The organism is Kitasatospora sp. NPDC054939, assembly GCF_053610105.1.
Window position 1 is genome coordinate 1 of the sequence record NZ_JBSGXP010000096.1, and the last position, 16,386, is coordinate 16,386.

At 73.2% G+C, this 16,386-nt stretch carries 16 protein-coding genes; 12 read left to right on the forward strand and 4 right to left on the reverse strand.

The annotated features are described in order from the left end of the window. Positions 1 to 200: 200 nt before the first annotated feature. Positions 201 to 932 (forward strand): DUF7873 family protein, encoded by a 732-nt coding sequence (locus ACWGB8_RS24950; protein ID WP_452215809.1) that lies wholly within the window; start codon positions 201 to 203, stop codon positions 930 to 932. A gap of 425 nt (positions 933 to 1,357) precedes the next feature. Here ACWGB8_RS24950 and ACWGB8_RS24955 read toward each other — a convergent pair whose 3' ends face one another. After that, positions 1,358 to 2,227, reverse strand: coding sequence for a 3-hydroxybutyryl-CoA dehydrogenase (locus ACWGB8_RS24955; RefSeq protein WP_452215810.1), 870 nt, complete (start codon positions 2,225 to 2,227; stop codon positions 1,358 to 1,360). A 359-nt stretch (positions 2,228 to 2,586) separates the two neighbouring features. On the opposite strand from ACWGB8_RS24955, the gene ACWGB8_RS24960 reads away from it, so the two are divergent. Both ACWGB8_RS24960 and ACWGB8_RS24965 read left to right on the forward strand, forming a co-directional pair. Then, positions 2,587 to 3,405, forward strand: coding sequence for an SDR family NAD(P)-dependent oxidoreductase (locus tag ACWGB8_RS24960; protein ID WP_452215811.1), 819 nt, complete (start codon positions 2,587 to 2,589; stop codon positions 3,403 to 3,405). 160 nt (positions 3,406 to 3,565) lie between these two features. After that, positions 3,566 to 4,456, forward strand: coding sequence for an SAM-dependent methyltransferase (locus tag ACWGB8_RS24965; RefSeq protein WP_452215812.1), 891 nt, complete (start codon positions 3,566 to 3,568; stop codon positions 4,454 to 4,456). Positions 4,457 to 4,499: 43 nt separating this feature from the next. Here the strand turns inward: ACWGB8_RS24965 and ACWGB8_RS24970 are convergent, their stop codons facing one another. Then, positions 4,500 to 5,375: an arylamine N-acetyltransferase family protein gene (locus ACWGB8_RS24970; protein WP_452215813.1), complete on the reverse strand. Its 876-nt coding sequence runs from the start codon at positions 5,373 to 5,375 to the stop codon at positions 4,500 to 4,502. 236 nt (positions 5,376 to 5,611) lie between these two features. On the opposite strand from ACWGB8_RS24970, the gene ACWGB8_RS24975 reads away from it, so the two are divergent. Then, entirely contained in the window at positions 5,612 to 6,118 is a 507-nt protein-coding gene (locus ACWGB8_RS24975) for an FBP domain-containing protein (RefSeq protein ID WP_452215814.1), read from the forward strand. 39 nt (positions 6,119 to 6,157) lie between these two features. On the opposite strand, the gene ACWGB8_RS24980 is transcribed toward ACWGB8_RS24975, so the two are convergent. Both ACWGB8_RS24980 and ACWGB8_RS24985 read right to left on the reverse strand, forming a co-directional pair. Then, positions 6,158 to 6,532, reverse strand: a complete 375-nt coding sequence (locus ACWGB8_RS24980) for an RNA-binding S4 domain-containing protein (protein WP_452215815.1) — start codon at positions 6,530 to 6,532, stop codon at positions 6,158 to 6,160. A 26-nt stretch (positions 6,533 to 6,558) separates the two neighbouring features. Next, positions 6,559 to 6,960, reverse strand: a complete 402-nt coding sequence (locus ACWGB8_RS24985) for a VOC family protein (protein ID WP_452215816.1) — start codon at positions 6,958 to 6,960, stop codon at positions 6,559 to 6,561. 89 nt (positions 6,961 to 7,049) lie between these two features. Between ACWGB8_RS24985 and ACWGB8_RS24990 the strand changes: the two genes are divergently transcribed. From ACWGB8_RS24990 to argH, 8 genes are all read left to right on the forward strand, one after another. Beyond that, entirely contained in the window at positions 7,050 to 8,288 is a 1,239-nt protein-coding gene (locus tag ACWGB8_RS24990; protein WP_452215817.1) for a methyltransferase, read from the forward strand. Positions 8,289 to 8,504: 216 nt separating this feature from the next. Continuing rightward, positions 8,505 to 9,533 carry an N-acetyl-gamma-glutamyl-phosphate reductase gene (argC, locus tag ACWGB8_RS24995; protein ID WP_452215818.1) on the forward strand — a complete coding sequence of 343 codons (1,029 nt, stop codon included), beginning with the start codon at positions 8,505 to 8,507 and terminating at the stop codon, positions 9,531 to 9,533. A 14-nt stretch (positions 9,534 to 9,547) separates the two neighbouring features. Then, complete coding sequence (gene argJ / locus ACWGB8_RS25000; protein WP_452215834.1) at positions 9,548 to 10,702, forward strand: bifunctional glutamate N-acetyltransferase/amino-acid acetyltransferase ArgJ; 1,155 nt, start codon at positions 9,548 to 9,550, stop codon at positions 10,700 to 10,702. Between the two features lie 110 nt (positions 10,703 to 10,812). Then, positions 10,813 to 11,688 (forward strand): acetylglutamate kinase, encoded by an 876-nt coding sequence (gene argB / locus ACWGB8_RS25005; RefSeq protein ID WP_452215835.1) that lies wholly within the window; start codon positions 10,813 to 10,815, stop codon positions 11,686 to 11,688. After that, the gene (locus ACWGB8_RS25010; protein ID WP_452215819.1) at positions 11,685 to 12,893 is read left to right on the forward strand and encodes an acetylornithine transaminase; all 1,209 of its coding nucleotides are present in this window, start codon (positions 11,685 to 11,687) and stop codon (positions 12,891 to 12,893) included. The genes argB and ACWGB8_RS25010 overlap by 4 nt, the downstream gene beginning before the upstream one ends. A 17-nt stretch (positions 12,894 to 12,910) precedes the next feature. Next, positions 12,911 to 13,459 carry an arginine repressor gene (locus tag ACWGB8_RS25015; RefSeq protein WP_452215820.1) on the forward strand — a complete coding sequence of 183 codons (549 nt, stop codon included), beginning with the start codon at positions 12,911 to 12,913 and terminating at the stop codon, positions 13,457 to 13,459. A 170-nt stretch (positions 13,460 to 13,629) separates the two neighbouring features. Continuing rightward, positions 13,630 to 14,823, forward strand: a complete 1,194-nt coding sequence (locus ACWGB8_RS25020) for an argininosuccinate synthase (RefSeq protein WP_452215821.1) — start codon at positions 13,630 to 13,632, stop codon at positions 14,821 to 14,823. A 95-nt stretch (positions 14,824 to 14,918) separates the two neighbouring features. Continuing rightward, positions 14,919 to 16,343, forward strand: coding sequence for an argininosuccinate lyase (gene argH, locus ACWGB8_RS25025; protein ID WP_452215822.1), 1,425 nt, complete (start codon positions 14,919 to 14,921; stop codon positions 16,341 to 16,343). Positions 16,344 to 16,386 lie beyond the last annotated feature (43 nt).

Genomic DNA, 16,386 nt, shown 5'->3' on the forward strand with positions numbered 1-16,386 from the left:
CCCCCGGACCCTGTGTCCGGGGGCGGGGCCCCTCACACGTCCGGCCGCCGCTCCGGCGAGCCCCTCTCGTCTCCGGCCGCCGTCCCGGCGAGCCCCTCTCGTCTCCGGCCGCCGTCCCGGCGAGCCCCTCTCGTCTCCGGCCGCCGTTCCGGCGAGAAATGGCATGACACCCCGTCGGAATCGCTGGTACGTTCGCCGACGTGGCAAAGCTGAACCAGATCATCGCCGTTGAAAAGGGCGTCAAGTCCAAGTCCTTCCAGGAGCTGACGCAGGCCCACCAGGACCTCCAGAAGCCCGCGCTGCTGGCCGGCATCGCCCGGACGTACCAGCCCAAGGACGAGGAGGGCGAGCAGCTTCCCCCGGAGTCCACCCGGGTCCAGGTCAAGGCCGAGGACGTGCTGCGGGCGACCGCCGCCACGCTCACCCGGCTGTTCGACGTCACCGCGACCAAGGACTGGGCCAACACCGACGCCCGGGCGGACGTCGTGGTCGAGGGCCGGACGCTGGTGTCCGGCGCCCCGGTGACGTACCTGCTCTTCCTGGAGAAGCAGCTCACCGACCTGCGCACCTTCGTCCGCAAGCTGCCGGTGCTGGACGCCGCCGAGTCCTGGCAGCACGACGCCTCCAGCGACGCGTGGAAGACCGACGCGGTGCGCACCATCCGCACCAAGAAGGTCCCGCGCAACCACGTGAAGGCCGAGGCGACCGAGAAGCACCCGGCCCAGGTCGAGGTGTACTACGAGGACGTCGCGATCGGGTACTGGACCACGGTCAAGTTCTCCGGCGCCCTCCCGGCCCGGCGGGTGAACGAGCTCCTGGAGCGGGTGGAGAAGCTCCAGCAGGCCGTCCAGTTCGCCCGCGAGGAGGCCAACAGCGCCGAGATCACCGACCGCAGGGTCGGGGACGCGGTGTTCGGCTACCTGTTCGGGTAGCCCCACGATCGCCCCCGGGTGAGACCGGGGGTGGCGCGAAGAGCGCAAGCTGACACTGACGTTGAAGCTGACATCAGGGGAACGGTGGAGGTTCGAGTCCTCCCCCCGGCACCACGCGCCGGGGTGGCCCAACATGGCAGAGGCACCCCTGTGAGACTCAGACTCCCGCTCAAGTCTCAGCATTCGCCACCGAGCGCCGGATCGACCGGGTGTGTGCTTCTGGCGTCGGATGCGGGTTCGACTCCCGTCTGCGCCTCTCCATGGCGCGGTAGCTCAATGGCAAAGCGCGATGCCGTAAGACTGACCCACACCCTTAAACGTGCCGGTGCGAGCAATTGGGTGGCACCTCAGGGGCCCGGGAGCTGGATATGCCTCCCGGGCCCCGTCACCGTTCCCCGCCCGCTCCGGGCGGACGGGGCGCCGGCTCAGGCGCTCGCGGTGTAGTCGTAGAAGCCCCGGCCGGACTTGCGGCCCAGCAGACCCGCGTCCACCATCCGGGAGAGCAGCGGGGGAGCGGCGTACAGCGGCTCCTTGTACTCGTCGTACATCGACTCGGCGATCGACACGATGGTGTCCAGGCCGATCAGGTCGCACAGCCGCAGCGGGCCCATCGGGTGGGCGCAGCCGGCCTCCATGCCCTTGTCGATGTCCGCGGCGGTCGCCACGCCCGACTCGAACATCCGCACCGCCGACAGCAGGTACGGCACGAGCAGCGCGTTCACCACGAAGCCGGCCCGGTCGCGGGCGCGGATCGGCTCCTTGTTGAGCACCCCGGTCGCGAAGGTCTCGACCCGCTCGGTGGTGGCCGCCGAGGTGGTCAGGGTCGGGATGACCTCGACCAGCTTCTGCACCGGCGCCGGGTTGAAGAAGTGCAGGCCGATGACCTGCTCCGGCCGCGAGGTGGCGGCGGCCAGCTTGACGATCGGGATGGACGAGGTGTTGGAGGCCAGGATCGCGTCGCGGCGCTCGACCACCTGGTCCAGCGTCTGGAAGATCTGGACCTTGATGTCCTCGCGTTCGGCGACCGCCTCGACCACCAGGTCGCGGTCGGCGAAGTCCGCCAGGTCGGTGGTGAAGGACAGCCGGGAGAGGGCCTCGTCCCGCTGCTCGACGGTCAGCTTGCCGCGCTTGACCGCCGTATCCAGCGAGTTGGTCAGCCGGGTGCGGCCGAACTCCAGGGCCTCGCCACTGGCCTCCGAGACCAGGACGTCCAGCCCGGCGCGGGCGAAGACCTCCGCGATCCCCGACCCCATCAGACCGCAGCCGATCACTCCGACGCGCGCGATGTCACTCACTCAGTTGCCCTTCCGTGGTGCTGGGGGTCGCCCAGCGACAGGTGGTCCCAGCAAGCTGCTGTTGAGAGGGAGGCGCACCGGTACGGGTGGTCCCGTGCGCCGCCACGACGACGTTACTACTCCGTACCGGCCAGTAGGTCATCCCCTCCCCGACGGCGCAGGTCAGCGGGCCTCCCGGCGCCCGGGCCGCACCGCCGCTGGGCCGGACGGGTGAGGCCCGGCCCGCCGCCCGTGCGCCCGGGGCGCCGCCCGCCCGGCGGCCGACAGAATGCGGCCGACGCAATGCGGGCCGCCGGACGCGGGCGACCGAGCACGGCCGACCGGCCGCGCGGCCCGCGCCCGAGGGGAAGGGAGCAGGCATGCCGACGGGATCGCTGGCAGGACAGGTCGGACTGGTCACCGGCGCCGGCCGGGGCATCGGACGGGAGATCGCCGTCGGCCTCGCCGCCGAGGGCATGGCGGTCGGCCTGGTCGGCCGCACCCACGAGACGCTCGTCGAGACCCTCCGGGAGTGCGTCCGGCACGGCTCCCGCGGCGTCGCCGTCGCCGCCGACGTCACCCGGCACGGCTCGGTCCGCGAGGCCGTCCGCACCGTCGAACGCGACCTCGGCCCGATCGACCTGCTGGTCAACAACGCCGGCCAGGTCGACCGCGCCGAGGTCCCGCTCTGGGAGACCGACCCCGGCCAGTGGTGGCAGGTCGTCGAGACCAACCTGCACGGCCCCTACAACCTGCTGCGCTGCGTCCTGCCCGGCATGGTCGAACGCCGCAGCGGCCGGGTGCTCAACCTCAACTCCGGCTTCGCGTTGCGCCCCGACGGCCACTACACCGCCTACGCCACCTCCAAGGGCGCACTGCTGCAGCTCTCCGACAACATCGCCGACTCGCTCGCCGCCCACGACGTGGTGGTCCTCGACATCAGCCCCGGCGCGGTCGCCACCGACATGACCGCCGCGATGCCGATGTTCCGCGACATGAAAGCCTGGGGCTCGATCCCGTACATGGTCGCGGTCGCCGTCGACGCGGCCCGCGGGCGCTTCGACGCCCTGCACGGCCGCTTCGTCCACGCCGGACGGGACGACCTCGCCGAACTCGTCAGCCGCGCCGAGCGGATCCGCGAGGACGACGCCCGCACCCTGCGGCTGCGCCCGTACGGGCCCGACGACCCGATGGCCTGAGCCGCCGACCCGCTCCTCCCCGGCGCCCTTCGAACACAGATCGGCCTGTCCGCCCGCCCGGACCGTTCGGTAGCATCGCAAGCCGATGTACGGGGAATCGCGGACGGCAGGTCAAAAACCGCCCGTTCCGCGGTATTTGAGTCTCGATGGGGGAGAACCGATGACCGACGACACCGCGGTCGCCGCAACCGGGGATGACAGCGCCGCCGACTGGGACTGGGCCCACACCCAGGACTGGCAGCCGCCGCGCGAACTGGACACCGGCATCCCGCACACCGCGCGGATGTACGACTACTACCTGGGCGGCAAGGACAACTTCGAGGCCGACCGCAAGGCCGCCGAGGCCGCCATCGCCGCCTACCCCGCGCTGCCGCTGCTGGCCCGCACCAACCGGGAGTTCCTCGGCCGCGCGGTCGAGTACACGGCGGGGGCCGGGCTGCGCCAGTTCCTCGACATCGGCACCGGCATCCCGGCCGTCGGCTCCACCAACGAGGTCGCCCAGCGCGCCGCCCCCGACGCCAAGGTGGTGTACGTCGACAACGACCCGATCGTCGCCACCCACGCGCGCGCCCTGCTGGCCGGCCACCCGGTCGGCCACACCTCGGTGATCGAGGCCGACCTGCGCGAGCCGGCCGGCATCCTCGACCACCCCGGGCTGCGCGCCGCGATCGACCTGCAGCAGCCGGTCGCCCTGATGCTGGTCGCGGTGCTGCACTTCGTCCGCGACGAGGACGGCGCAGCCGAGATCGTCCGCACCCTGCGCGACGCGCTCGCCCCCGGCAGCGCACTGATCCTCTCGCACGGCAGCCCCGACTTCGCGAGCCGGGAGAGCGCCGCCGAGGGCGCCCGGATCTACCGCAGCGCCAGCGCCCCGCTGGTACTGCGCACCCGGGCCGAGATCGAGCCGTTCTTCGGTGACTTCGAGTTCGTCGGCCCCGGCCTGGTCCAACTGCCGCTCTGGCGGCCGGAGGCCGGGCACGTGCCGACCGGGGAGCTGCCCGAGGGGTGGGCCGACGTCTCCGCGTACGCGGGCGTCGCCGTCAAGCGCTGACCGGGCCGACCGGGGCCGGGAGCCGGCCGCGCAGCCGTTCGCGTCACGGCCGCGCGGCCGGCTCCCCGGCCGCCCGCTCCGCCCGCCACGCCAGGTGCTCGGCGTGCACCCGCTGCCACAGCGCCGCCAGGTCCTCCCGCGGAACCTCGGCGAGGGAGAGCCCGAAGATCCCGCGCAGCGCCCCGAACCACTCCTCGGGCGTGCCGAGTTCGACCTCCTTGACCGGCCCGGCGCCCTCCACCCTGGTCAGCACCGCCCCGCGCAGCACGTCCACGCCCCGGGCGTCGCGCCGCTGGGCGATCAGGATCCGCCGGAACGGGGACTCGGGCGCGGTCGACAGCCAGGCGTGCTTCTCCGCGAACGCCTCCATACCGACCGCCTCCGGGGCGAAGTCCATCCCGGCGAAGGCGCCGTGCGGGTCGTGGTCCAGCCGCCAGCCGCCGGGCACCGCCTCGGACGGGCGCAGCCCCAGCTCGAACGGGCCCTGCCGGTAGCGGCCGGCGCGCAGCGGCAGCGGCTGGTGCAGCGCGTCGCCGAGGCCGACGTCCACCAGCCAGACGCCGCCCTCGCAGGGCACGGTGAGCGTCAGGTGGTTGGCACTCGCCCCCGGGGCGGGCGTGGCGAGGTCCCCGTGCACACCGCCGACGTGCCGGGAGACCCGGTACCCCAGCGCCTCCAGCAGGGCGGCGAACGCGCCGTTGAGGTGGAAGCAGTACCCGCCGCGCCCGCGCAGCAGCCGCCCGACGGCCTCCTGCGGATCCACCGAGGTCGGCCGCCCCAGCTGGATCTCCAGCGCCTCGTACGGCACCCGCTCGACGTGCGCCGCGTGCAGCGCCCGCAGCACGGCGAGCGAGGGAGCGGCCGGCCGGGCGACCCCGAGCCGGGCGAGGTAGCGGTCGACGTCGACGGCGTTCAGCATGCCGGGACGATACCCCGCGGCACCGACACCCCGTCACCCCCACGGGCTACCCTGCCCCGTGACCTCCACCCCACCCCTGCCCCCCGCCTCCGCCGACCTGCTCGGCCGGGTCCGGGAGGGCGCCGCCGGCCGGCTGGCCCGGCAGGCGGCGCAGCCGGTGGGGTGAGGTGGGGCGGGGGCTCGGCGGGGTGAAATTGGTGCGACGGGGGGCGGGGGCGGCTGTTAGTTTCCGTGCCATGCAACCCCTGAACGAGAACGAGATCCGCGGCTCCTTCGTGAACTGCTCGAAGGGCGAGGCCCGCCGACTCAACCTGCCCCGGGGGCTGGCCGACGTGCGCTGGAGCGACTTGGACTTCCTCGGCTGGCGGGACCAGGGCGCCCCCGACCGCAGCTATCTGGTCGCCGCGTACGACGGCGGGCTGGTCGGCGTCACGCTGCGGGTGCCCTCGGTGCGCCGCAGCCTGACCCGGACCAACGTCTGCTCGCTCTGCATCAGCGCGCACGCCGGCTCCGGGGTGGCGCTGCTCACCGCCCGCCGGGCGGGCGCGGCCGGCCGTGAGGGGAACTCGGTCGGCACCTACATGTGCGCCGACCTGGCCTGCTCGCTGTACGTGCGCGGCATCAAGAAGTCGCCGCTGGTCAGCCGCCCGGAGGAGTCGCTGGGCCTGGAGGAGCTGATCGCCCGCACCCGGACGAACCTGGACGCCTTCCTGGCCCAGGTCCTCGACGACCGGACGGCCTGACCGGCGGGGGCCGCGGCAGTGCCCGAATCAGTGCCCGCGTCAGTGCCTGCGCAGCTGGTCGAGGTCGCGCCGCTCCCGCTTGGTGGGGCGGCCGGCCCCGCGGTCGCGCACGCCGGCCGCCGCGACCAGCTCGCGCGGCGGCCTCGGCGGACTGTTGTCGACCAGGCACTCGGCCGCGGGGCCCGCGCCGACCCGCTTGCGGATCAGCCGCTGCACCACGACGACGCGCTCCCAGCCGTCCTGGCGCACCCGGACCTCGTCGCCGACCTTGACCGCCTGCGCGGGCTTGGCACTCGCGCCGTTCAGCCGCACGTGCCCGGCCCGGCAGGCGGCCGCCGCCAGCGACCGGGTCTTGGCGAGCCGCACCGACCAGATCCAGCTGTCCAGCCGGACGGTTCCCTCGTCATCCACCATGCTCCGACCCTAACGCGGAACGGGGCTCAGGCCGACGGGGATTCCTGGACGGCCCAGCCGTTGCCCTCGGGGTCGTTGAAGAACACGAACGAGTTCCAGGCGCCGCCGTGCCCGTCCAGCCGGACGCCGTCCTCGAAGTGCTGGACGGGGCTGACCTCGACGCCGCGGGCGTGCAGTTCGGCGTGGGCCCGCTCGATGTCGTCGACGACCAGTTGCAGGCCCTTCATCGAGCCGGGTGGCGCCTCGGTCACCCCGGTGCCGATGACGATCGAGCAGCCGGAGCCGGGCGGTGTCAGCTGGACGACCCGTACGCCGTCACCGAGCCGGGTGTCGTGGTCGACGGTGAAGCCGGCCTGCTCGTTGTAGAACACCTTGGCCCGGTCCACGTCGGCCACCGGGACGACCACCACTTCGAGCTTCCAGTCCATGACTCAGCCCCTTCCGATCGGGCCCCTCCAGTATCGGTTCGGTGGGCGACCCCCGCGCCCGGGACGGCCGGTCGGCTAGCCTGACCACGATGAACCGCCTCAGCACGCCCGCCACCCCCGCCGTCGAACCCTTCGACACCCCCTGGGGCGAGTTCGCCCTCACCCGCTACCCGGAGGACCCGCGCGAGCGGCTGCGGGCCTGGGACGCGGCCGACCACTACCTGCTGCAGCACCTGGCCGGCCGGGCCGACAGCGCGCAGGGCGCGGCCGTGGACCCGGCGGGCCGGGAGGTCACCGTGCTGGGCGACCGCTGGGGCGCCCTGGCGACCGCGCTCGCCGCCCACCGCCCGACCCAGATCGGCGACTCCCACCTCGGCCGGCGGGCCACCCTGGCGAACCTGGAGCGGGCCGGCGCGGAGCCGGGCGCCGTGCGGCTGCTCTCCACCCGGGACACCCCGCCGGAGCGGATCGACGTCCTGCTGGTCCGGGTCCCGAAGAGCCTCGCGCTGCTGGAGGACCAGCTGCACCGGCTCGCCCCGGCCGTCCACGCGGACACCGTGGTGATCGGCACCGGCATGACGACCGAGATCCACACCTCCACCCTGGAGCTCTTCGAGCGGATCCTCGGGCCCACCCGCACCTCGCTGGCGGTCCGCAAGGCCCGCCTGATCCTCTGCACCCCGGATCCGGCGCTCGCGCCCGGTCCGAGCCCGTGGCCGCGCAGCTACGCCCTGCCGGACGGCATCGGGGCGGTCTCCGGCCGTACGGTGACCAACCACGCCGGCACCTTCTGCGCGGACCGCCTGGACATCGGCACCCGCTTCTTCCTGGGCCACCTGCCGCGGACCGCCCCGGGCGCCCGGATCGTCGACCTCGGCTGCGGCAACGGGGTCCTCGGGACGGCCGCGGCGCTCGCCAACCCGGGGGTGCGGACGGTCTTCGTGGACGAGTCGTACCAGGCCGTCGCCTCCGCGGAGGCGACCTTCCGCGCCAATCTGGGCCCGGACGCGCCGGCCGAGTTCCTGGTCGCCGACGCCCTCTCCGCCGACGCCCTCGCCGAGAACGACCCGGCCGGCGGCGGCCTCGCACCCGGCTCGGTGGACTTCGTCCTCAACAACCCGCCCTTCCACTCCCACCAGGCCACCACGGACGCCACGGCCTGGCGGATGTTCACCGGCTCCCGCCGCGCGTTGCGCCGGGGCGGCGAGCTGTGGGTGGTCGGCAACCGCCACCTGGGGTACCACGCCAAGCTGCGCCGGCTCTTCGGCAACTGCGAGACGGTGGCCGGCAACCCCAAGTTCGTGGTGCTGCGCGCCGTCAAGCGCTGAGCCCGGCGACCGCCCCCGCGCGGGCCGCGCCCACGGCCGGGACGGCGTCCGCGGTGAACACCCGACGACGGCCGGATGATCATCCTCGGACCGGCGTGGCCCCTGCGCGCCCGGCGGAGGATCGTAGGAGGTGCCACTGACCGGGCGGGCCGTCAACTCCTTGCATGAATGTTCCGTGCTGCGTATATTCATGCCACGACCTAGGAGGGAAACGCCATGGCATTGCGAGTCGCCGTCGCCGGTGCGAGCGGGTACGCGGGTGGCGAGGTGCTGCGCCTGCTGCTCGGACACCCGGAGATGGAGATCGGGGCGCTCACCGGCGGGTCGAACGCCGGCACCCGGCTGGGCCTGCTCCAGCCGCACCTGCTGCCGCTGGCCGACCGCGTCCTGCAGGAGACCACCCCGGAGGTGCTGGCCGGGCACGACGTGGTGTTCCTCGCCCTGCCGCACGGCCAGTCCGCCGCCGTCGCCGAGGCGCTCGGCCGGGACGTCCTGGTGGTCGACTGCGGTGCGGACTTCCGGCTGAAGGCCGCCGCCGACTGGGAGCAGTTCTACGGTTCCGCGCACGCCGGCACCTGGCCGTACGGGCTGCCCGAGCTGCCCGGCCACCGCGCCGCGCTCAAGGGGGGCAACCGCATCGCCGTCCCCGGCTGCTACCCGACCGCGGTCTCGCTGGCGCTGTTCCCCGCGTACGCCGCGCAGCTCGCCGAGCCCGAGGCGGTGGTCGTCGCGGCCTCCGGCACCTCCGGGGCCGGCAAGGCGGCCAGGACCCACCTGCTCGGCAGCGAGGTCATGGGCAGCGTCAGCGCGTACGGCGTCGGCGGGGTGCACCGGCACACGCCGGAGATGTCGCAGAACCTCACCCCGCTCGCCGGGGAGCCGGTCTCGGTCTCCTTCACCCCGACCCTGGTGCCGATGCCCCGCGGCATCCTCGCCACCTGCTCGGCCAAGGCCCGCCCCGGGGTGACCTCCGAGAGCCTGCGCGCCGCCTACGCCGAGGCCTTCGCGGACGAGCCCTTCGTCCGCCTGCTGCCCGAGGGGCAGTGGCCGCAGACCAGCAGCGTCTACGGCTCCAACGCCGCCCTCGTCCAGGTCGCCCTGGACGCCGCCGCCGGGCGGATCATCGCGATCAGCGCGATCGACAACCTGGTCAAGGGCACCGCCGGCGGCGCGGTGCAGTCCATGAACATCGCCCTGGGCCTGCCGGAAGAGCTGGGCCTCCCCCTGAACGGAGTCGCACCGTGACCGACAGTCGGAACGTGGGAGTCACGGCGGCCAGGGGCTTCCGCGCCGCCGGGGTCACCGCCGGCATCAAGGCCTCCGGCACCCCCGACCTCGCGCTGGTGGTCAACGAAGGACCCTCGCTCGCCGCGGCCGGCGTCTTCACCTCCAACCGGGTCAAGGCCGCCCCCGTGCTCTGGTCGCAGCAGGTGCTGAAGGGCGGCCGGGTCTCCGCGGTGGTCCTCAACTCCGGTGGCGCCAACGCCTGCACCGGCCCGCTGGGCTTCCAGGACACCCACGCCACCGCCGAGCGGGTCGCCGAGGAGCTGGAGCTCAACGCCGGCGAGGTCGCCGTCGCCTCCACCGGTCTGATCGGCGTCCGGCTGCCGATGGACATCCTGCTGCCGGGCGTCGCGCTGGCCGCCGGCGAGCTGAGCGCCACCGGCGGCGAGGCCGCCGCGATCGCCATCAAGACCACCGACACCGTCCACAAGACCGCCCAGGTCACCAGCCCGGCCGGCTGGACCGTCGGCGGCATGGCCAAGGGCGCCGGCATGCTCGCCCCGGGCCTGGCCACCATGCTGGTCGTGCTCACCACGGACGCCGACGCCGACGCCGGCGCCCTGGACGCGGCCCTGCGCGCCGCCACCCGGACCACCTTCGACCGGGTCGACTCCGACGGCTGCATGTCCACCAACGACACCGTGCTGCTGCTCGCCTCCGGCGCCTCCGGCACCGCCCCGGACGCCGCCGAGTTCACCGAGGCCGTCCGCACGGTCTGCGCCGACCTGGCCCGCCAGCTGATCGGCGACGCCGAGGGCGCCTCCAAGGACATCCGGATCGACGTGGTCGGCGCCGCCACCGAGGACGAGGCCGTCGAGGTGGCCCGCACCGTCGCCCGGAACAACCTGCTCAAGTGCGCCCTGCACGGCGAGGACCCCAACTGGGGCCGGGTGCTGGCCGCGATCGGCACCACCTCCGCCGCCTTCGACCCGGACCGGCTGGACGTCGCCATCAACGGGGTCTGGGTCTGCCACTCCGGCAGCGTCGGCGAGGACCGCGACCTGGTCGACATGAAGGGCCGCGAGATCGTCATCACCGCCGACCTGCACGCCGGCGGGGCGGCCGCCACCGTCTGGACCAACGACCTCACCGCCGACTACGTGCACGAGAACAGCGCCTACTCCACCTGAGGCCCACGCACCGGACGCGCACTCCACCTGACACGACGAGCTCGGGGACACACGTGCAGATCGCACCCAAGGGCGAACAGGCCCGGAACAACACCGCGCTGCCCAAGGCCATGACGCTGATCGAGGCGCTGCCCTGGCTGGAGCGCTTCCACGGCAAGACCGTGGTGATCAAGTTCGGCGGCAACGCCATGGTGGACGAGGAGCTGAAGGCGGCCTTCGCCCAGGACGTCGTCTTCCTGCGCTACGCCGGGCTGCACCCGGTGGTCGTGCACGGCGGCGGCCCGCAGATCAGCGCCCAGCTCTCCAAGCTGGGCCTGGAGTCCTCCTTCACCAACGGTCTGCGGGTCACCACCCCCGAGACCATGGACGTGGTCCGGATGGTGCTGGCCGGGCAGGTCCAGCGCGAACTGGTCGGCCTGCTCAACGAGCACGGCCCGTTCGCGGTCGGCATGACCGGCGAGGACGCCCACACCATGACCGCGGTGAAGCGCTACGCGGTGGTGGACGGCGAGCAGGTCGACATCGGCCTGGTCGGCGACATCGTCAACATCGAGGCCGGCGCGGTGAAGGCGCTGATCGGCGACGGCCGCATCCCGGTGATCTCCTCGATCGCCCGCGGCACCGACGGCCACGTCTACAACATCAACGCCGACACCGCCGCCGCCGCCCTCGCGGTCTCGCTGGGCGCGGAGATGCTGGTCGTGCTCACCGACGTCGAGGGCCTCTACAAGGACTGGCCGAACTCCGACGACGTCATCAGCCAGCTGACCGCCGACGAACTGGAGGCCCTGCTGCCCGGCCTGGCCTCCGGCATGCTGCCCAAGATGGAGGGCTGCCTGCGCGCCGTGCGCTCCGGCGTCGGCACCGCCCGCGTCCTGGACGGCCGGGTGCCGCACTCGCTGCTGCTGGAGATCTTCACCGACGAGGGCATCGGCACGATGGTCGTGCCGGACGACGAGACGACCGTGACCGGGGGACTGGCATGACTTCCAACGCGCAGCTGACCGAACGGTGGCAGCACAGCTTCACCGACAACTACGGCACCCCGCGGATCCCGCTGGTCCGCGGCGAGGGGTCGACCCTCTGGGACGCCGACGGCACGGCGTACACCGACCTGGTCGGCGGGATCGCGGTCAACGCCCTCGGCACCGCGCACCCCGCGGTCGTGGCGGCGGTCACCCGGCAGATCTCCTCGCTCGGCCACGTCTCCAACCTCTTCATGGCCGAGCCGACCATCGCGCTCGCCGAGCGGCTGCTGCAGCTCTCCGGCCGCGAGGGCCGGGTGTTCTTCTGCAACTCCGGGGCCGAGGCCAACGAGGCCGCCTTCAAGATCAGCCGGCGGACCGGCCGCACCCACGTCGTCGCCCTGGAGGGCGCCTTCCACGGCCGGACGATGGGCGCGCTCGCGCTCACCGGCCAGCCCGCCAAGCAGCAGCCCTTCCTCCCGCTGCCCGGCGAGGTCACCCACGTCGCGTTCGGCGACGTCGAGGCGCTGCGGGCGGCCGTCACCACCGACACCGCCGCGGTCTTCCTGGAGCCGATCCAGGGCGAGAACGGCGCGGTCCCGCTGCCCGCCGGCTACCTGCGGGCCGCCCGCGAGATCACCCGGGCCACCGGCACCCTGCTGGTGCTGGACGAGATCCAGACCGGCATCGGCCGCACCGGGTACTGGTTCGCCCACCAGGCGGAGGAGGGCGTCGACCCGGACGTCGTCACGCTCGCCAAGGCGCTCGGCGGCGGACTGCCGATCGGCGCGGTGCTGGCCTTCGGCGAGGCCGCCGACCTGCTCACCCCCGGCCAGCACGGCACCACCTTCGGCGGCAACCCGGTGGTCGCCGCGGCGGCGCTCGCGGTGCTGGACACCATCGAGTCCGAGGGCCTGCTGGAGCACGTCCGCAAGATCGGCGAGCGGCTGCGCACCGGCATCGAGGCGATCGGCGACCCGCTGGTCGCGCAGGTGCGCGGCGCCGGGCTGCTGCTCGGCATCGTGCTGACCGAGCCGGTCGCGGCCGAGGTCCAGGCCGCCGCCCAGCGGGCCGGCTTCCTGGTGAACGCGGCCGTCCCGGACGCCGTCCGGCTCGTCCCGCCGCTGGTGCTCACCGAGCAGGAGGCGGACGCCTTCCTGGCCGCCCTCCCGGGCATCCTGCGGGCGGTGGGCGAGGGCGCCCCGGCCGCTGCGGGCCGAGCGTAGTCCGGGAGAATGAGCACATGACCGTACCCAACTTCGACCGGCCCGCCGCCGGCCCGACGCCGCAGGTGCCGCAGACCCGCACCGCGCGCCACCGGCGGATCGTGGACCTGCTCACCCGCCAGCCCGTGCGCTCCCAGAGCCAGCTCGCCAAGCTGCTCGCCGACGACGGACTGGTGGTCACCCAGGCCACCCTCTCCCGGGACCTCGACGAGTTGGGCGCGGTGAAGATCCGCAACCGGGACGGCGCGCTCATCTACGCCGTCCCGGCCGAGGGCGGCGACCGCACGCCGCGCGCACCGATGGGGGAGTCGGCCAGCGAGGGCCGGATGGCCCGGCTGGCCGGCGAGCTCATGGTCTCCGCCACCGCCTCCGGCAACCTGGTGGTGCTGCGCACCCCGCCGGGTGCGGCGCAGTTCCTGGCGTCCGCGATCGACCAGGCCGAGGTCTTCGAGATCATCGGCACGATCGCCGGTGACGACACCGTCCTGCTGATCAGCCGTGACGCCTCCGGCGGCCAGGCGCTGGCCGACCACCTGATGCAGCTGGCCCAGGCCAAGGCCCAGTAGGGCCCAGTAGGGCCCGGGCGCGCCCGGGCGCTGCCCCCGTCCCCCCTGTTTCCGCAGGTCAGGGCCGCTCCTGCGAGCGTCCGTACAGCCTGTTTTGAGATTCATACGGTGTAGTGCATACTTATGCCTATCGCCGTAAGCCTGTTCGCACAGTTGTGAAGGAGAAAGCCGTGACCGAGCGCGTCGTACTCGCCTACTCGGGCGGTCTGGACACGTCCGTCTGCATCGGCTGGATCGCCGAGGAGACCGGCGCCGAGGTCATCGCCGTCGCCGTCGACGTCGGCCAGGGCGGCGAGGACCTGGACGTCATCCGCCAGCGGGCGCTGGACTGCGGTGCCGTCGAGGCCGAGGTCGCGGACGCCCGCGACGAGTTCGCCGACGAGTACTGCCTCCCGGCCCTCAAGGCCAACGCCCTCTACCAGGGCGAGTACCCGCTGGTGTCGGCCCTCTCCCGGCCGGTCATCGTCAAGCACCTGGTCGCCGCCGCGCAGAAGCACGGCGCCACCACCGTCGCCCACGGCTGCACCGGCAAGGGCAACGACCAGGTCCGCTTCGAGGTCGGCATCAACTCGCTCGCCCCGGGCCTGAAGTGCATCGCCCCGGTCCGCGACTACGCGATGACCCGGGACAAGGCGATCGCCTTCGCCGAGTCCAAGGGCCTGCCGATCGCCACCACCAAGAAGTCGCCCTACTCGATCGACCAGAACGTCTTCGGTCGCGCCGTCGAGACCGGCTTCCTGGAGGACATCTGGAACGCCCCGATCGAGGACGTCTACGAGTACACCCAGGACCCGGCCGCCGCGCGCGAGGCCGACGAGGTCGTCATCACCTTCGAGGCCGGCGTCCCGGTCGCGATCGACGGCCGCAAGGTGACCGTCCTGCAGGCCATCGAGGAGCTGAACCGGCGGGCCGGCGCCCAGGGTGTCGGGCGCCTGGACATGGTCGAGGACCGGCTCGTCGGCATCAAGTCCCGCGAGATCTACGAGGCCCCCGGTGCGATCGCCCTGATCACCGCCCACCAGGCCCTGGAGAACGTCACCGTCGAGCGCGAACTCGCCCGCTACAAGCGGCAGGTGGAGCAGCGCTGGGCCGAGCTGGTCTACGACGGCCTGTGGTTCTCCCCGCTCAAGCGCGCCCTGGACGGCTTCGTGAACGAGGCCAACCAGCACGTCTCCGGCGACATCCGGATGGTCCTGCACGGCGGCCGCGCCGTCGTCAACGGCCGCAGGTCCGACCAGTCGCTGTACGACTTCAACCTCGCCACCTACGACACCGGCGACACCTTCGACCAGTCGATGTCCAAGGGCTTCATCGAGATCTTCGGCCTCTCCTCGAAGATCGCCGCCCGCCGCGACCTCGCCTGACCGACCGCCCGACAGCACTGACCGACCGCCCGACCGCCCCGGCCGTCCCCCCGACGGCCGGGGCCCCCGCCCGACCCCGGCAAGGAGCCCACGCGATGTCGTCCGAACAGCCCGCAGATGTCCGCCTCTGGGGCGCCCGCTTCGCCGACGGCCCGTCCGAGGCCCTGGCCAGGCTCTCCGCCTCCGTGCACTTCGACTGGCGCCTCGCGCCGTACGACATCGCCGGCTCCAGGGCCCACGCCCGCGTGCTGCACAAGGCCGGCCTGCTGAGCGACACCGAGCTGGACGGCATGCTGGGCGGGCTCGACCGGCTGCTCGCCGACGTCGAGGCCGGTACCTTCACCGGCACCGTCGCCGACGAGGACGTCCACACCGCCCTGGAGCGCGGCCTGCTGGAGCGCCTCGGCCCCGACCTCGGCGGCAAGCTGCGGGCCGGCCGCTCGCGCAACGACCAGATCGCCACGCTCTTCCGGATGTACCTGCGGGACCACGCGAAGATCATCGGGGGGCTGCTCCTCGACCTCCAGCACGCCCTGGTCGGCCTCGCGGAGGCGCACCCCGACACCGCCATGCCGGGCCGCACCCACCTCCAGCACGCCCAGCCGGTGCTCTTCGCCCACCACGTCCTCGCGCACGTGCAGGCCCTCGGCCGGGACGCCGAGCGGCTGCGCCAGTGGGACACCCGCACCGCCGTCTCCCCGTACGGCTCCGGCGCGCTCGCCGGCTCCTCGCTCGGGCTGGACCCGCAGGCCGTCGCCGCCGACCTCGGCTTCGAGCGCGGCTCGGTCGGCAACTCCATCGACGGCACCGCCTCGCGGGACTTCGTCGCCGAGTTCGCCTTCGTCACGGCCATGATCGGGATCAACCTCTCCCGCATCGCGGAGGAGGTGATCATCTGGAACACCAAGGAGTTCGGCTTCATCACGCTGCACGACGCCTTCTCCACCGGCTCCTCGATCATGCCGCAGAAGAAGAACCCGGACATCGCCGAGCTGGCCCGCGGCAAGTCCGGGCGGCTCATCGGCAACCTCACCGGCCTGCTCGCCACGCTCAAGGCGCTGCCGCTGGCGTACAACCGGGACCTCCAGGAGGACAAGGAGCCGGTCTTCGACTCCTGCGACACCCTGGAGGTCCTGCTGCCGGCCTTCACCGGCATGATGGCCACCCTCACGGTCCACCGGGAGCGGCTGGAGGAGCTGGCCCCGGCCGGCTTCTCGCTCGCCACCGACATCGCCGAGTGGCTGGTCAAGCAGGGCGTGCCGTTCCGGGTCGCGCACGAGGTCGCCGGCGCCTGCGTCAAGGCCTGCGAGCAGCAGGGCATCGAACTGTCCGACCTCACGGACGAGCAGTTCGCACAGATCTCCGGGCACCTGACCCCCGAGGTCCGCTCGGTGCTCAGCGTGCACGGCGCGATCGCGTCCCGCAACGGCCGCGGCGGCACCGCGCCGAGCGCGGTCGCCGTCCAGCTCGGCGAGGTCAAGGCCGACCTGGCCGCCCAGCAGGAGTGGGTCCGGGGCTGACGGGGCGCCACTTTCGGGTACCTGATCCCGCCGAGGCCGTGAC

What these genes read in the sequence shown, in the direction of transcription:
- ACWGB8_RS24980 (WP_452215815.1), bottom strand. Translation starts at nt 6,532, where the DNA reads ATGGTGGATGACGAGGGAACCGTCCGGCTGGACAGCTGGATCTGGTCG.
- ACWGB8_RS24965 (WP_452215812.1), top strand. Translation starts at nt 3,566, where the DNA reads ATGACCGACGACACCGCGGTCGCCGCAACCGGGGATGACAGCGCCGCC.
- ACWGB8_RS24970 (WP_452215813.1), bottom strand. Translation starts at nt 5,375, where the DNA reads ATGCTGAACGCCGTCGACGTCGACCGCTACCTCGCCCGGCTCGGGGTC.
- argC (WP_452215818.1), top strand. Translation starts at nt 8,505, where the DNA reads ATGGCATTGCGAGTCGCCGTCGCCGGTGCGAGCGGGTACGCGGGTGGC.
- ACWGB8_RS24985 (WP_452215816.1), bottom strand. Translation starts at nt 6,960, where the DNA reads ATGGACTGGAAGCTCGAAGTGGTGGTCGTCCCGGTGGCCGACGTGGAC.
- argB (WP_452215835.1), top strand. Translation starts at nt 10,813, where the DNA reads ATGACGCTGATCGAGGCGCTGCCCTGGCTGGAGCGCTTCCACGGCAAG.
- ACWGB8_RS24975 (WP_452215814.1), top strand. Translation starts at nt 5,612, where the DNA reads ATGCAACCCCTGAACGAGAACGAGATCCGCGGCTCCTTCGTGAACTGC.
- ACWGB8_RS25010 (WP_452215819.1), top strand. Translation starts at nt 11,685, where the DNA reads ATGACTTCCAACGCGCAGCTGACCGAACGGTGGCAGCACAGCTTCACC.
- argH (WP_452215822.1), top strand. Translation starts at nt 14,919, where the DNA reads ATGTCGTCCGAACAGCCCGCAGATGTCCGCCTCTGGGGCGCCCGCTTC.
- ACWGB8_RS24990 (WP_452215817.1), top strand. Translation starts at nt 7,050, where the DNA reads ATGAACCGCCTCAGCACGCCCGCCACCCCCGCCGTCGAACCCTTCGAC.
- ACWGB8_RS25015 (WP_452215820.1), top strand. Translation starts at nt 12,911, where the DNA reads ATGACCGTACCCAACTTCGACCGGCCCGCCGCCGGCCCGACGCCGCAG.
- ACWGB8_RS24960 (WP_452215811.1), top strand. Translation starts at nt 2,587, where the DNA reads ATGCCGACGGGATCGCTGGCAGGACAGGTCGGACTGGTCACCGGCGCC.